Below are 14,158 nucleotides of genomic sequence, written 5' to 3'. Positions count from 1 at the left end.
GCCCGGCGCCTCACGCCGTCCCCCCGCCGGCGTCGTCCGGCTCCGGCAGGACGTACGTGATCACCGAGACGCGCGACGCCCCCGCCGGGGCGCCGTCCACGGCCTCCGGCGTGTCCTGCCGGTAGCGCTCGACGACGGCCCGCAGCTCCTCGCCGAGTTCCGCCGCCTCCTCGGGGGTGAGCCGCAGCAGCCGGTCGCTCATCTCGAAGACGTCACGCCACGGGCGCGGCGCGGTGGCCATCTCGTCGAGCGCCTGCTGGACGCGCAGCGTGTAGGTGGCGGCCACGGAACCGAGGAAGGCGAGCGCGGCCTCGGGCTCGCACTCGGTCAGCTCCCCGCCGTCGTACCGCGTCAGCCGGTGCACCGAGCGCCACCAGCGTTCCCGCGCGTTGCCCCGGCCGGTGTCCTCGGCCACGAACCCGGCGGCGGCGAGCCGGCGCAGGTGGTAGCTCGCCGTGCCCGAGTTGACGCCGAGCCGCTCGGCCAGGCGCGTCGCGGTGGACGGCCCGTGCTTGCGCAGCAGACCGATCAGCCGCACCCGGACGGGGTGCGCGAGCGCGCGCAGCCCGCGCGCGTCGAGGACGACGGTCTCGTCACCGGTCTCGGTCATGACGGCAGCCTAGCGACCGCAAACAGTTCTTCGCAAAGGCTTCTTTGCGAAGAACTGTTTGCGATCAGTGTCCGCGCCGGCCGGACTCAGGCGTCAGGGACCTCCAGCGCGGTGATCCGCTGGGCGCCCGCGGCCGTGCCGGGGGCCGCGCTCCTCATCTCCAGCCGCAGCCGCGCGGTGGTGAGGCGGTCGAACGAGACGACCGTCGCGTCGCCCGGGGCCTTCGGCCAGGCGACGTGGGCGTGGCGCGCGGGCACGTAGCGCTCGCCGTCCCAGTACGACACGGCCACCGACGCGGGCAGCGAGTGCCGGTCGTCCACGGTGAACGCCGCCGACATCGTCGCGACGGTACGCGGCTCCCGCCAGGCGACCGACACCCAGTCCCCGGCGCGCGCGCCGCTGAAGGCGGGCAGCAGCGCCGTGGCGCTCTTGGTGAAGGCGTTCGACCAGCCCGTCGACGGGTCGCCGTCGAGCATCGCGGCCGGCAGTGTGCCGGGCGAGCCCGAATAGCTCGCGTCCGCGAGCGGGTGGCCGGGCTCGCCCCGCCCGGGGTCGGGGCGCATCGCCGGCGGTGGCGTCCGCGTGAGCACCTCGGCCCTCGCGACGCGCACCGACGCCGCGTCGCCCCGCAGGCCCTGGGACTCGGCCCTGACCGTGAGCACGCCGGGCTCGGTGCCGGCCCGCACCACGGCGAGCGCCTTGCCGTGGAAGGCCGTCCTCGTCGACGCCTGGTAGCGCTCCGCGCTCTCCTGCTGCCCGTTGTCCACGCCGGCCAGCCGCCCGCCGGTGACGCTGAACGACAGCACGTTCTGCGCGTACGGCACGAGGACGCCGTGCGCGTCGACGACGTCGGCCGTCACGTAGACCAGCGACCTGCCGTCCGCGCCGACCTCGCGCCGGTCGGTGGACAGGCGCACGGCGTGCGGCGCGCCTGCCGTGCGCAGCACGTCCGTCGCCACCTGCCGGTGGCCGCGCCGCGCCACCGCCCGCAGCTCCCCGGGCGCGAACGGCACGCGCCAGGTCAGGTGGAGCTTGCCCGCGCTGCCCGTCGGGCTCGTGTAACTGCCCGGGTAGGGGCCCGAGGTGACGGTCTTGTCGTCGCCGGTCGGCTCGGTCGTCTCCAGGTAGGCCCGCCCGTCCGCCGTCTTCTTGCGGTCGAAGCGCCGCACGCCGAGCGACTCGCCGTTCAGCAGCAGCTCCACCGTGTCGACGTTCGCGTACGCCCACACCTCGACGGTCTCGCCGTGCCGGTGGCTCGTCCAGTCCATCGGGACCAGGTGCACCATGGGCTCGTCGGTCCACTGGCTGCGGAAGAGGTGGTACGCGTCCTTGGGGAAGCCGGCCGTGTCGACCGCGCCGAAGAACGAGGCCTTGACCGGGAAGACGTCGTACGGCGTCGGCTCGCCGATGTAGTCCATGCCGGCCCAGAGGAACTGCCCCACGAAGAACCGCCGGTCGCGGTCCTTCTTGAGCGAGTACTCGCCGCTGATGGTCCAGGACGCCAGGTTGTTGTCGTACGAGGACGTCTCGCGCCTGCCCGGGCTGTGGTTCTCGCCGGTGTTGAGGTGCTCGGGGGCCTGGTAGGCGCCGCGCGTGGACGTCTCGGACGAGGACTCCGACTCGAACAGGAAGAGGTGCGGGTAGCGCGCGTGCAGGGCGTCCACCGACGCGGCGGTGTTGTAGTTGAGCCCGAGGCCGTCGAGCTTGGCCAGCATCCGATCGGCGGGCGAACCGGCCGCCGGCAGCGAACGGTACTTGTCGGAGCCGATCACGACCGGCCGGGTGGTGTCGTGCGCGCGCACGCCGTCGATCAGCCGCTGAGCCATGGCGAGCCCGGCCTCGCTGGTCGAGTCGGGTATCTCGTTGCCGATGGACCACATCAGCACGGCGGGGGAGTTGCGTGCAGCCCTGACCATCTCGGCGATGTCGCGCTCGCTCCACTCGTCGAAGAAGCGCCCGTAGTCGTAGCGGTTCTTGCCGGTGTGCCAGCAGTCGAACGCCTCGACCATCATCAGGATGCCGAGCCGCTCGCAGACGGCGATCATCTCCGGCGACGGCGGGTTGTGCGAGGTCCTGAAGGCGTTGACGCCCATCGACTTCATCACAATCATCTGGCGCAGCAGCGCGTCCTCGTTGATCGCGCTGCCCAGGGCGCCCTGGTCGTGGTGGAGGTCGACGCCCTGGAGCTTCATGGGCTCGCCGTTGAGCGTCAGCCCGCGCTCCGGGTCGATGGTGGCGTACCGGAAGCCGAACGTCGTCCGGTACGAGTCCACCTTCTTCCCGCCGGCGCGCAGCTCGGTGTCGAGCCGGTACAGGTGGGGCGTGTCGCACGACCACAGCGCCGGGCGCCGCACGGTCATCTCGTGCGTCGCGCTGGTCGTGGACGCCCCGGTGGTCAGCGCCGACTCCGTCCGCGCCACCACGTGGCCCCGCGGGTCGCGCACCGTGGAGACGACGGTGACGCGCGTGCCGCCCCCGGTGGCGTCGACGACGTCGGTGCGCGCACGCACGACGGCGTGGCCGGCGGCCGATGCCGCGTCGAGGCCCGGCGTGGTGACGACGGTGCCCCAGCGGTCGACGTGCACGGGGCCGGTCACCACGAGCCGGGCGTGCCGGTAGATGCCGCTGCCCGAGTACCAGCGCGAACTGGGCAGCTGGTTCTGCACCTTGACGGCGATGACGTTCGGTGTCGTGGGGTCGGTGTGCAGGTGCTCGGTGAGGTCGAAGGCGAACCCGGTGTACCCGTACGGGTGGTGGCCGACCAGGGCGCCGTTGCAGTAGACGTACGAGTCCATGTAGACGCCGTCGAACTCGACGCAGACGCGCTTGCCCGCGAGCCCGCGCGGCAGGGTGAACGTGGTGCGGTACCAGCCGAGGCCGCCCGGCAGGAATCCCGTGCCCGAGGTGGTGCCGTCCTTCTCGGTCGGCGTGAGCTCGATGGACCAGTCGTGCGGCACGGAGACCGCGCGCCACCCGGAGTCGTCGAAGTCCGGCCGCGCCGCGTCGGCGTAGGCGCCCGTGGGATCCGTCGCGGCGGCCGGGTTGACGAGCGCGAACCGCCAGCCGTCGGCCAGTTCGATGGTGCGCCCGGCCGGCGCGTGCGAGGCGGGCGCGGCCTCGGCCGCAGGGGCGCTGCCCGCGAGCGCCATGCCGGCGAGCGGGCCCGCCGCCCCCGCGACCAGGAACGATCTCCGATTGACAGCCACGCGATCCTCCACTTCGTGCCGGAGGACGGGCGCGAGGCCACCCCCGCCGGCGCAACAGAAACGACCAGGACCAAACGAAAAGTTTCGTGAGCGAACGAATTCTCGCAGTCCGGGTCATGCGACCGTCAAGTGGCGTGCAGCGTTCCGCCGCGCGGCGCCGTCAGTCCGTGATGGATCCCTGGAAGCGGTACCGGTCGCCCCGGTAGGTCGCCACGGTGAGCTCCAGGGGGCGCGAGTCCTGGTTGAAGGCGAGCTGCGTCGCGACGAGCACGGGGGTGCCGTCGTCGATCTCCAGGAGCTCGCGCTCCTCGCCGTCGGGCTGCCGTGCCTCCACCGAGTACGCCGCCACCCTGGGCAGTTGGGGCGGTGTGGCGCGCCGGAGCGTGGCGAAGAGCGAATCGGTCGTGAAGTCGGTCTCGCTGAGCAGGGGGCACAGCGCGAGCGGCAGCCGGTTGTGCTCGACGACCACCACCAGGCCGTCCAGGTAGCGCAGTCTGCGCATTTCGAACAGCGCGGCGCCCGGGCCGACGCGCAGCCTCTCGGCCTCCTGGACGGTGGCAGGCCTGACCTTCGAGTACAGGACCTTGGCGTGGGTCGGCAGGCGGTGCTCGCGCGCGTAGTCCGCGAAACCCCGGACCGTGTGGCCCTGCGCGGGGTCGGCCGCGAAGGCGCTGGGGGCCTCGCCGTCCGTCGCGCCCGTCGCCGCGAGGAACCAGCCGCGGGCGGCCGACGGCTCGATCATGCCGCGGGCGGCCAGCTCGCCGAGCGCGGAGCGCATCGTGACCCTGGAGACGGCGTAGCGGGCGGCCAGCGCGCGCTCGGAGGGGAGGCGGTCGCCGTCGCGCGCGCCGCCGCCGGCGATGTCGTCGGCGAGACGTGCGGCGATCCGCAGGTACAGCGGGAGCGCGTCGTCGCTCAGCAGTCCGCGGGGAAGGTGGCTCTCGTGCGCGGTGGGCATACCAGTTTCATACCAGAAAGAGGCCATTGACGTCCAGTTTCCAGACCAGTAGGGTTCCGATCAGGTTCGGGCGATCAGCCCATTCCGGAACAAATCGCAGCAGCGCGGGGCGATGCCCGTCCGGGCGCCGGCGAGGCGCACGACCCCTCCGTCACGACCCGCCCGTCACGACCCGCCCGTTCCGTTCCGGCGCGCGCACCGCTCGCGGACGACGACAAAGGAGCCCCCGTGAACACCCCCGTCCTCACCCCGCCGCAGGGCGCCGGCGCCGAGCACACGGTCGCCGAGATCGCGCAGCAGCCCGCCCTGTGGCGGGAGGTGGGCCGCATCGTCGCCGGTCAGCGCACGGCACTCGACGCCTTCCTGGCGCCCGTACTCGCCGCCGAGGACCTCAGGGTCGTGCTGACCGGTGCCGGCACGTCCGGCTTCGCCGGCGACGTGCTGCGCACCGCGCTCGCCCGCCACCTCGGCCGGCGCGTCGACGCCGTGCACACCACCGACATCGTCGCCGACCCGCGCGGCTGCTTCGCCGAGGACGTGCCCACCCTCCTCGTGTCCTTCGCCAGGTCGGGCGACAGTCCCGAGTCCACGGCCGCCACCGCACTCGCGGACGGCTGCCTGTCGCGGACGCACCACCTGGTGATCACCTGCAACGCCGAGGGCGCCCTCGCCCGCGCGCACGGCGGGCAGTCCGCGTCCCACGTGCTGCTGATGCCCGCCGCGTCGAACGACCAGGGCTTCGCGATGACCTCCAGCTTCACGTGCATGCTGCTGGCCGCGCTCCTCGCCCTCGGCCCCTCCTCCGCCCGCTCCGCCGTCGGCGCCCTCGCGGACGCGGCCGAGCGCATCACCACGGGAGCGCTCGACGCGCCCGTCGAGAAGCTGCTCGCCCGAGAGCCCGAGCGGCTCGTCTACCTCGGCAGTGGCCCCCTGCGCGGCCTCGCCGGCGAATCCGCGCTCAAACTGCTCGAACTGACGGGCGGCAGGGTCGTCGCCCACGCGGACTCCACGCTCGGCTTCCGGCACGGGCCCAAGGCCATACTCGACGACCGCACCGCCGTGATCGTGTTCGTGTCCGAGGACGCGTACACGCGCCAGTACGACCTGGACATCGTCGCCGAACTGCGCGCGGCCCTGCCCGATGGCGCCGTCGTCGCGGTGTCCGCACGCCCGGACGGGCTGCCCGAGGACGGCGTCTGGCTGGTCCCCGTGCCCGCCGGCACGGAAGACGCCGCGTTCGCCCTGCCCGCGGTGGTCTGCGCCCAGCTCGTCGCCCTCGGCGCCTCGCTGGCCCGAGGCGTGCGGCCCGACAACCCGTTCCCTTCGGGCGAGGTCAACCGGGTGGTGCGGGGCGTGAACGTGCACCCGTACCCCGGCAACTGACAGGCAGGAGAAACACGATGTTCCTGGGTGTGGACGGCGGGGGCACCAAGACCGCCTTCTGTCTCATCGACCCGTCGGGGTCGGTGCGTGCGAGGGCGCTCGGCGCCGGCGCCTACTACTTCTCGGACAACGCGGGCGACGGCGTCGCGCACGTCGCGCGCGTACTCGCCGAAGGCGTCACCGCCGTCTGTGCCGACGCCGGGATCGAGCCCGCGGGGATCACCCACGCGTTCTTCGGCCTGCCCGGGTACGGGGAGGCCGCCGGGGACGTCCCCGCCCTGGACGCGGCCCCGCGCGAGGTGCTCGGGCACGACAGGTACGCCTGCGACAACGACATGGTCTGCGGCTGGGCCGGGTCGCTCGGCGGCGCCGACGGCATCAACGTCATCAGCGGCACCGGCTCGATGACGTACGGGGAGCGTGCGGGAAAGGGCCGGCGCACCGGCGGCTGGGGCGAGTTCTTCGGCGACGAGGGCTCCGCGTACTGGATCGCGGTCCGCGCCCTGAACGTCTTCTCCCGCATGAGCGACGGCCGGCTCCCCGGAGGCCCGCTCGCCGGCGTATTGCGCCGGCACCTCGAACTCGCCACCGACCTCGACCTGGTGGACGTCGTGCACAACCGCTGGGGCGGCCGGCGCGGCGAGATCGCCGCCCTGAGCCCCCAGGTCGCGGAGGCGGCGGAGCTCGGCGACGAGCACGCCGCGGCGATCCTCACGGACGCGGGCCACGAGCTCGCGCTCCTGGTCGACAGCGCGCGCCGCGGCCTCGGCTTCGAGCCGGGCGAGACCGTGCCGGTCTCCTACTCAGGCGGCGTCTTCGGTTCCGCCACCGTGCTGGACACCTTCGCCCGTCACCTGCGCGGCCGTGAAGACGGCTACGACCTGCGAACCCCCCTCTTCGAGCCCGTGATCGGAGCCGCGCTCCACGCGGCCCGGCTCGCGGGCACACCGCTCGACCCGACCGCGCTCGACGCGTTGCGCTCGACCGAGGTCACCCGTCCCCTGGAGTAACAATGAAGTCACTCAACCGCGGCTGGATGATCCCCGCCGGCCTCCTGGTCCTGTTCTGGGGCGTGTGGGGGGCCTTCTCCAGCAAGCCGACGGACCTGTACGGCTATCCGGAAGAGATGGTCTACATCATCTGGTCCCTGACCATGATCCTGCCCGCGGCCGCGGCGCTGCGGCGGGAGCGCTTCGACCGGCGCCCGGTGGCCGCACTCTACGGCCTGCTCGCCGGACTCACCGGCGCCGGCGGCCAGTTGGTGCTCTTCCAGGCCCTGTCCGACGGGCCGGCCTACCTGATCTTCCCGGTCGTCTCGCTCTCCCCGGTGATCACGGTGCTGATGGCCGTGGCGCTGCTGCGGGAGCGCATCAACCGGCTCGCCGTCGTGGGCGTCGTCGCGGCGCTCGTCGCGATCCTGCTGCTCAGCATCCCCGGCGGCGGGGGCGGCGGACACTCGTCCGGGCCATGGATGGTGCTCGCCGCGGTCGTCTGCGTGGCGTGGGGAGCGCAGGCGTTCTTCATGCGCAAGGCCGCGGTGGTGGGCGTCAACGACGCGACCACCTTCGGCTGGATGACGATCAGCGGTCTCCTGCTGATCCCGGTCGCCTACCTGATGATGGGCTCCTTCCCCTCGGGCGCGCCCTGGCAGGCCCCGGCGCTCACCGCCGGGACGCAGGTGCTCAACGCGGTGGGTGCCCTCTTCCTCGTCATGGCGCTCAGCCGCGGCAAGGCCGCCGTCGTCGCCCCGCTGACCAACGCGCTGGCGCCCGTGCTCACGATCGTCCTCTCGCTGATCGTGTACCAGACGCTGCCCACGATCTGGGCGGCGATCGGCATCGTGCTCGCCCTGGCCGGGTCGACGCTGATGGTCTACAGCGACGAGAAGCGGGGCGAGGACGCCGCCGAGCCGGAACTGGCCGCCAAGGTGCCGTCCTGAACGCAGGACGCCCCGAACCGAATCCGGGTGCGCGTCGTCGCTTCGTCAGAAGTGACAGCAAGCACCATGATCGAGAACAGCGAACGAGGAAGCCGACATGTCACTGGTCCCCACCGGAGAGCTCCTGTCCCGTGCCGCAGCCGGGAGCGGGTGCGTCGCGGCCTTCAACGTGATCACGCTTGAGCACGCGGAGGGCATCGCGGAGGGCGCCGAGGCGGCCGGCCGGCCGGTGATCCTCCAGATCAGCGAGAACGCCGTCCGCTACCACGGAGGGCGCCTGGGGCCGCTGGCGGCCGCGGCGCGTTCGGTGGCCGCGTCCTCGCGCGGCGACGTCGCCCTGCACCTGGACCACGTCACGGAGATGGACCTGCTGCGCCAGGCCACCGAGCACGGGTTCTCCTCCGCGATGTTCGACGCCGGGGCGCTGCCGTTCACCGAGAACGTCGACGCGACGGCCGCCGCCGCGCGCTGGGCGCACGGCGAGGGCCTGTGGCTCGAGGCCGAACTCGGTTACGTGGGGGGCAAGCCGGGCGCGCCCGCGAGCGCCCACGCCGCCGGCGTGCGCACGGACCCCGTGGAGGCCGCCGACTACGTGCGGCGCACCGGGGTCGACGCCCTCGCCGTGGCCGTCGGCAGCTCGCACGCCATGACCGAGCGGTCCGCGGCGCTCGACCACGGCCTCGTCCGCCGGCTGGCCGAGGCCGTGCCGGTGCCGCTGGTCCTGCACGGCTCGTCCGGCGTCCCCGACGAGGAACTGCGCGAGGCGGTGCGCTCGGGCATGCGAAAGATCAACATCGGCACGGCGCTGAACATCGCGTTCACGGGCGCGGCCCGGCGCGTGCTGGACGGTGACGCGACGCTGACCGACCCGCGCAAGTACCTCGCGCCTGCGCGCGAGGCGGTGTCCGCGACGGTACGCGACCTGCTGGCCGTCCTCGCCGTGTGACGTCGTGCCCGCGGGCGGACGCCGCCCGCGGGCCCGCGGGCGTCAGGCCGCGGTCTGGCGGCGCGGGAGCTTCCAGTTCGGGCGGGGGAAGTGGCACGTGTACCCGTCGGGGTAGCGCTCCAGGTAGTCCTGGTGCTCGGGCTCCGCCTCCCAGAAGTCGCCGACGGGCTCCACCTCGGTGACGACCCTGCCCGGCCACAGGCCGGACGCGTCGACGTCCGCGATGGTGTCCTCGGCGATGCGCCGCTGCTCCTCACCCGCGTAGAAGATCGCCGAGCGGTAGCTCTTGCCGATGTCGTTGCCCTGGCGGTCGCGGGTGCTCGGATCGTGGATCTGGAAGAAGAACTCCAGCAGGTCGCGGTAGGAGGTCCCCTCCGGATCGAAGGTGATCTCGATGGCCTCGGCGTGGGTGCCGTGGTTGCGGTACGTCGCGTTCGGGGTGTCGCCGCCCGAATAGCCGACGCGGGTCGAGACCACCCCGGGCAGGCGCCGGATCAGGTCCTGCATGCCCCAGAAGCAGCCTCCCGCGAGGACTGCGCGCTCGGTCGGTCGCGTCATCTCTGCTCGTCTCCCTTGTCGGTTCCCGGATCTCTCCGTGCACCTCTTGCCAACCGTACCGGGAGGCTGGATATGCCCGCGGGCATAGGGCCGCACCTATGGGCGCGTGACCGGCGTGGCCTGCGCCGACCGCTAGCGGCGCTCGCCGAGCAGCCAGGGCCTGATCTGCTTGCGCGCGTGGTGCAGCCGGGACTTCACCGTGCCGACCGGTATCCCCGTGCGCTCCGCGATCTCCGCGTACTCCATCTCGCAGATGTCGCGGTAGACGAGCGGCGCCACCAGGTGCGGGCTGTCGCGCTCCAGGTTCTCCAGGGCGTCAAGCAGGTCGAGCCGCGACCCCGCGATCACGCTCGTCGTGCGGGGATCGGGACCGGCCGCCTCGGTGTCGAGGAGGGGTCGCTCGGCGGCCCGGCGCTTCAGCTCGCGGTACTTCTGCCGCGCGCAGTTCGTAACGATCGTATAGAGCCAGGTGCTGAACCTGCTGCGGCCCTCGAAGCGCGTGATGTTCCTCGACACCTGGAGCAGCACGTCCTGCGCGGCCTCCTCCGCGTCCTCACGAAACGGCAGGAACCGGCCGCAGCGCCTGACGATCTCGGGGCGGATCTCCCGCAGCAGGCGGTCGAGTGCCTCCTCGTCGCCGGCGGCGGCACGGGCCGCGAGGGCCTCGGTATCACGGGTGTCTGTCATGGCGCTTGCACGGGTCGCTGCATCACCCGGGCATGATAACCACATGTCCCCACCAGAGCTGATCGGCCGTTATCGCATCGAACGACGCCTTGGCACCGGCGCCTTCGGTGTGGTGTGGCTGGCCCACGACGACCGCCTCGACGCCCCCGTAGCCGTCAAGGTGATGGCCGACAACTGGGCGTACCGGATGGACGTGCGCGAGCGCTTCCTCGCCGAGGCGCGCCTGCTGCGCAAAGGCATGTCCTCCGGGGTGGTGAAGGTGTTCGACGTCGGGGAACTGCCCGACGAACGCCCCTATTTCGTCATGGAGTACGCGGATCGGGGCACGCTGGAGGACCGGCTGACCGCCGGCGTCCCCGGCCTCGCCGAGTCGCTCTCCCTCGTCGCCGGCGCCGCGCGGGGCGCCGGCGACCTGCACGAGGCGGGCATCGTGCACCGCGACATCAAGCCGTCCAACGTGCTGCTCGCGGGCGGCGGCGAGGGAGGCGAGGGACAGGAGCGTGTCCTGCTCGCCGACCTCGGCCTCGCCAAGAACCTCGCCCAGGCGTCCGGTCTCACGGTCGTGGCGGGCTCCGCCGGGTACATGGCGCCCGAGCAGGCCGAGCCGTTCGACGGCATCGACGCCCGCGCCGACGTCTACAGCCTCGGCGCGGTGCTCTACCACCTGGTCACGGGCGTCGTACCGGGCCCGCCCGGCAAGGTCCTGCCGCCGGCCAAGGTGCGCCCCGGCGTGCCGAAGGCGGTGCAGCGTGCCGTTCAGCGCGCCATGGAGCCGGACCGCGAACGCCGCTGGCCGACCGCCGCGGCCTTCGCCGACGAACTCGACCGGCTGGCCACCCAGGCCGCCGGGGGCCGCGTCCGCCGGCGCCCCGCCATCAGGGTGCGCCGCCGCACGGTCGTGATCAGCGTGGCCGCCCTCGTCGTGGCGCTCGGCGGCGGTTCGGCCGCCGCCGCCCTGCTGCGTCAGGACGGCGAACCGCGTACCGAGCGCGTCGCCGACAGGACCGGGCAGGTCAGCGTCGAGGTGCCGCGGGCGTGGGCGCGCCAGGTCGTCGACTCCGGCTGGTCGCCCGCCGACCTCGGTCTGAAGGGGGGCCACGAGCCGGGGCTCACGGTGGCCGGGAACGTGCGCGACTGGCGCGACCTGGGCAGCGGCGTCAGCGGTGTCTTCGTCGGCGCCTACGCGGGGGCGGCGAAGGACCTCGCGGCGAAGGCGGCCGCCGCGCACCACGCCACATGCACGTACGCGGGCAGCCGCGCGTTCTCCGACGGCTCCTGGCACGGCACCGTGCGCACCTGGCGCGCCTGCGGGGCGTCAGGCAACTCGCTGGACGAGGTCGCGCTCGCGCCTGCGGGCGGGCAGGCGCCCGAGGCGTACGTGCAGGTCCGATACGGTTCCGGCACCGGCGGCACCGCCACGACTGACCGCATCCTGCGCAGCCTCCACGTCACGGCCTGACACGGGTACGGAGCCCTCCGCCGGGGCACCCGGCAGAAAGCGGCCGGCAGGGGGCGGCCGGCAGGGGGCGGCCGCGGGCCCGTGGAAATCGCCGTGAACTTTTCCGCCGGACCCGCCATCGAACCTGGTGCAGGGACAGACCGAGACACGGATGAGACGGGGTGGCACGGCATGGCGAAGAACCGGATCCACGGGCGCGCGGCGGCGGTACGAGGCGGACGTGCCTCACGGATCCGCCTCGCGGCGAGCACGCTGGCGCTGGTGGCGGCCTCGGGCATCGCGCTCGCGGGCTGCGGCGGCGGCTCCCCGGCGACCCCGCAGAACGTCAGCGGCACGGCGGGCCCGGCGACGGACGGCGCGAGCCCGGCGAACTCCGCCGGCGCCGACGCGAGCGCGTCGCCGCGGGACACACCGGGCAGCGGCTCCGCGTCCACCGGCGGCCAGGACACCTCCAAGGCTCCGTCGCCGAAGAAGACGAAGACGTCGGGCGGCAAGTCGAGCGGCGGTGACACCACCAGCGCGGGCAGCACCCGCTGCCACACCTCGGAGCTCAAGGCGTCGGTGGGTTCGAACGACCCGGGCGCGGGCCAGGAGAACTACGCGCTGGTGCTGACCAACACGTCGGGCAGCGCCTGCACGGTCTACGGCTACCCGGGGTTCGCGTTCGTCGACGGATCGGGCAACTCCGTCGCGGCCGACCCGCAGCGCGGGGGCGGCACGAAGACGGTCGTCCACCTCGCCCCCGGGCACAGCGCCTGGGCCGCGCTCAGCTTCCCCAACCCGGGCATGGTGGGCGGCGCGACGGCCACCCCGAAGGCCGTCGAGATCACCCCGCCCGACGAGAAGGCGTACCTGAAGGTGGCGTGGAAGGGCGGCCCCGTCACCAAGAAGCCGAACAGCGCCGCAGCGGCGCACGTCGGCCCCTTCCAGCCCGGCAACGGCCCGGGCTCAGCCGGCTGACCCCGGACCGTTGCCGGGTGTGTGCGACGGCCGCTTGAGGCCGGTTGCCGCGACGGGCCGTCGTGCGCGGCCGTACCGGCGTTCGCGGCCTTCGCGCGCTGCCCGCGGCGGGGCGCCGCCGTGACGCCGGCAGCTCAGAGCCGCCGGGGCGGTGGACCGGGGCCCGCCGCGCCCGGGCCGCGCCGCCGCAGGGCTCAGCCCACTCGGCGCAGGGCCTCGGGGACCAGGTCCGCCAGGGTCGGGTAGCCGTCGACGGCCATGATCAGGTCGGCCTCCGCGAGGAGCGTGCGCAGGACGTGCACCGCGCCGTCCGTGCCGCCGAGCGCCAGGCCGTACGCGTACGGCCTGCCGATCCCGACGGCGCTCGCGCCGAGCGCGAGCGCCTTCACGGCGTCGGCCCCACTGCGCACCCCGGAGTCGAACAGGACCGGCAGCCCGCCGGCCGCCTCCACCACACCCGGCAGGACGTCGAGCGCGGGCAGGCCGCCGTTCGCCTGCCGGCCGCCGTGGTTGGAGCAGTACACGCCGTCCACCCCGCCGTCCCGCGCGCGCCGCACGTCCTCCGGGTGGCACAGCCCCTTCACGATCAGCGGCAGGTCCGTGAGCGAGCGCAGCCACGGCAGGTCGTCCCAGGTCAGCGGGGCGCCGAAGACCTGCGTCCAGCGCAGGACCGCGGCGCCGAGATCCTCCTCGGGCGCCCGTTCGAGCCCGGCGCGGAAGACCGGGTCGCCGAAGTAGTTGGCCAGGCAGTGCCCGCGCAGCTGCGGGAAGTTCCCGGTGGACAGATCGCGCGGGCGCCACCCCGTCACCCAGGTGTCCAGGGTGACGACGATCCCGCGGAAACCCGCGCGCTTCGCCCGCTGCACGAAGTGCGCCGCGAGGTCCCGGTCGGTCGGCGTGTAGAGCTGGAAGAACCCCGGCGTGTCCCCGAGGGCGGCCGCCACGTCCTCCATCGGGTCGGCGGACAGCGTCGAGGCGATCATCGGCACGCCGGTGCGGGCGGCGGCCCGTGCGGTCGCCAGATCGCCGTGCCCGTCCTGCGCGCAGAGGCCGATCACCCCGATCGGCGCCATGAGCAGCGGCGAGGGCAGCCGCATGCCGAACAGCTCGACCGGCAGGTCACGCTCCTTCGCCCCGACGAACATGCGGGGCATGAGCCCCCACCGGCCGAAGGCGTCCACGTTGGCGCGCTGCGTCTGCTCGTCGCCCGCGCCTCCCGCCACGTACGACCACACGGACGGGGGCAGCGCCGCGCGCGCCCGCTCCTCAAGCTCTCCGTGCTCCATCGGGAACTCCGGCAGCACCCCGCCGAGCGCCCGCAGGTAGATCTCCTCCTGGTAGGAGCCGTACGACTGTGCCATCTGCGCTCTGCCCGCCTTCCCCTGTCACCCGCGGCGCGTGACCCGCGCCGCGCGGAGGACCAGCATGCGCCGCCGGCGCCGGCGCCGGCGC

Annotated in this window: 12 protein-coding genes; 6 read left to right on the top strand and 6 right to left on the bottom strand. The window is 73.6% G+C overall.

Annotated elements, in window-relative coordinates; translation table 11 throughout:
• Positions 1-10: 10 nt before the first annotated feature.
• The 3 genes from JFN87_RS04690 to JFN87_RS04680 all read right to left on the bottom strand — a co-directional run bounded on the left by JFN87_RS04690 (position 11) and on the right by JFN87_RS04680 (position 4,774).
• Positions 11-610 carry an ArsR/SmtB family transcription factor gene (locus JFN87_RS04690; protein WP_209338583.1) on the bottom strand — a complete coding sequence of 200 codons (600 nt, stop codon included), beginning with the start codon at positions 608-610 and terminating at the stop codon, positions 11-13.
• A gap of 86 nt (positions 611-696) precedes the next feature.
• A complete protein-coding gene (locus JFN87_RS04685; protein WP_209338582.1) occupies positions 697-3,816 on the bottom strand; it encodes a glycoside hydrolase family 2 TIM barrel-domain containing protein in 3,120 nt (1,039 codons plus the stop codon).
• Between the two features lie 160 nt (positions 3,817-3,976).
• On the bottom strand, positions 3,977-4,774 hold the full coding sequence (locus tag JFN87_RS04680; protein ID WP_209338581.1) for a GntR family transcriptional regulator: 798 nt from the start codon (positions 4,772-4,774) through the stop codon (positions 3,977-3,979).
• 228 nt (positions 4,775-5,002) lie between these two features.
• Between JFN87_RS04680 and JFN87_RS04675 the strand changes: the two genes are divergently transcribed.
• The 4 genes from JFN87_RS04675 to JFN87_RS04660 all read left to right on the top strand — a co-directional run bounded on the left by JFN87_RS04675 (position 5,003) and on the right by JFN87_RS04660 (position 9,042).
• Positions 5,003-6,157 (top strand): SIS domain-containing protein, encoded by a 1,155-nt coding sequence (locus JFN87_RS04675; protein WP_209338580.1) that lies wholly within the window; start codon positions 5,003-5,005, stop codon positions 6,155-6,157.
• Positions 6,158-6,174: 17 nt separating this feature from the next.
• Positions 6,175-7,167: an N-acetylglucosamine kinase gene (locus tag JFN87_RS04670; protein WP_209338579.1), complete on the top strand. Its 993-nt coding sequence runs from the start codon at positions 6,175-6,177 to the stop codon at positions 7,165-7,167.
• A 2-nt stretch (positions 7,168-7,169) separates the two neighbouring features.
• Positions 7,170-8,096, top strand: a complete 927-nt coding sequence (locus JFN87_RS04665; RefSeq protein WP_209338578.1) for a DMT family transporter — start codon at positions 7,170-7,172, stop codon at positions 8,094-8,096.
• 97 nt (positions 8,097-8,193) lie between these two features.
• Complete coding sequence (locus JFN87_RS04660; RefSeq protein WP_209338577.1) at positions 8,194-9,042, top strand: class II fructose-bisphosphate aldolase; 849 nt, start codon at positions 8,194-8,196, stop codon at positions 9,040-9,042.
• A gap of 42 nt (positions 9,043-9,084) precedes the next feature.
• Here JFN87_RS04660 and msrA read toward each other — a convergent pair whose 3' ends face one another.
• Together msrA and JFN87_RS04650 are read right to left on the bottom strand one after the other, a co-directional pair.
• Entirely contained in the window at positions 9,085-9,600 is a 516-nt protein-coding gene (gene msrA, locus JFN87_RS04655; protein ID WP_209338576.1) for a peptide-methionine (S)-S-oxide reductase MsrA, read from the bottom strand.
• Between the two features lie 132 nt (positions 9,601-9,732).
• Positions 9,733-10,287 carry an RNA polymerase sigma factor gene (locus JFN87_RS04650; RefSeq protein ID WP_209338575.1) on the bottom strand — a complete coding sequence of 185 codons (555 nt, stop codon included), beginning with the start codon at positions 10,285-10,287 and terminating at the stop codon, positions 9,733-9,735.
• Between the two features lie 43 nt (positions 10,288-10,330).
• Between JFN87_RS04650 and JFN87_RS04645 the strand changes: the two genes are divergently transcribed.
• Both JFN87_RS04645 and JFN87_RS04640 read left to right on the top strand, forming a co-directional pair.
• Positions 10,331-11,746: a serine/threonine-protein kinase gene (locus JFN87_RS04645; RefSeq protein WP_209338574.1), complete on the top strand. Its 1,416-nt coding sequence runs from the start codon at positions 10,331-10,333 to the stop codon at positions 11,744-11,746.
• A 171-nt stretch (positions 11,747-11,917) separates the two neighbouring features.
• A complete protein-coding gene (locus tag JFN87_RS04640; RefSeq protein WP_209338573.1) occupies positions 11,918-12,706 on the top strand; it encodes a DUF4232 domain-containing protein in 789 nt (262 codons plus the stop codon).
• A gap of 194 nt (positions 12,707-12,900) precedes the next feature.
• Here JFN87_RS04640 and JFN87_RS04635 read toward each other — a convergent pair whose 3' ends face one another.
• On the bottom strand, positions 12,901-14,067 hold the full coding sequence (locus JFN87_RS04635; protein WP_209338572.1) for an alpha-hydroxy-acid oxidizing protein: 1,167 nt from the start codon (positions 14,065-14,067) through the stop codon (positions 12,901-12,903).
• Positions 14,068-14,158 lie beyond the last annotated feature (91 nt).

It is taken from the genome of Streptomyces montanisoli (assembly GCF_017813245.1).
GTDB lineage: Bacteria > Actinomycetota > Actinomycetes > Streptomycetales > Streptomycetaceae > Streptomyces > Streptomyces montanisoli.
The sequence above is the reverse complement of the archived record's forward strand: the minus strand, read 5'-3'. Positions and strand labels throughout refer to the sequence as shown.

Bases quoted from the DNA above. Each gene is read 5' to 3' on its own strand.
- msrA (WP_209338576.1), bottom strand. From the start codon at position 9,600: ATGACGCGACCGACCGAGCGCGCAGTCCTCGCGGGAGGCTGCTTCTGG.
- JFN87_RS04690 (WP_209338583.1), bottom strand. From the start codon at position 610: ATGACCGAGACCGGTGACGAGACCGTCGTCCTCGACGCGCGCGGGCTG.
- JFN87_RS04640 (WP_209338573.1), top strand. From the start codon at position 11,918: ATGGCGAAGAACCGGATCCACGGGCGCGCGGCGGCGGTACGAGGCGGA.
- JFN87_RS04635 (WP_209338572.1), bottom strand. From the start codon at position 14,067: ATGGCACAGTCGTACGGCTCCTACCAGGAGGAGATCTACCTGCGGGCG.
- JFN87_RS04665 (WP_209338578.1), top strand. From the start codon at position 7,170: ATGAAGTCACTCAACCGCGGCTGGATGATCCCCGCCGGCCTCCTGGTC.
- JFN87_RS04645 (WP_209338574.1), top strand. From the start codon at position 10,331: ATGTCCCCACCAGAGCTGATCGGCCGTTATCGCATCGAACGACGCCTT.
- JFN87_RS04660 (WP_209338577.1), top strand. From the start codon at position 8,194: ATGTCACTGGTCCCCACCGGAGAGCTCCTGTCCCGTGCCGCAGCCGGG.
- JFN87_RS04680 (WP_209338581.1), bottom strand. From the start codon at position 4,774: ATGCCCACCGCGCACGAGAGCCACCTTCCCCGCGGACTGCTGAGCGAC.
- JFN87_RS04650 (WP_209338575.1), bottom strand. From the start codon at position 10,287: ATGACAGACACCCGTGATACCGAGGCCCTCGCGGCCCGTGCCGCCGCC.
- JFN87_RS04670 (WP_209338579.1), top strand. From the start codon at position 6,175: ATGTTCCTGGGTGTGGACGGCGGGGGCACCAAGACCGCCTTCTGTCTC.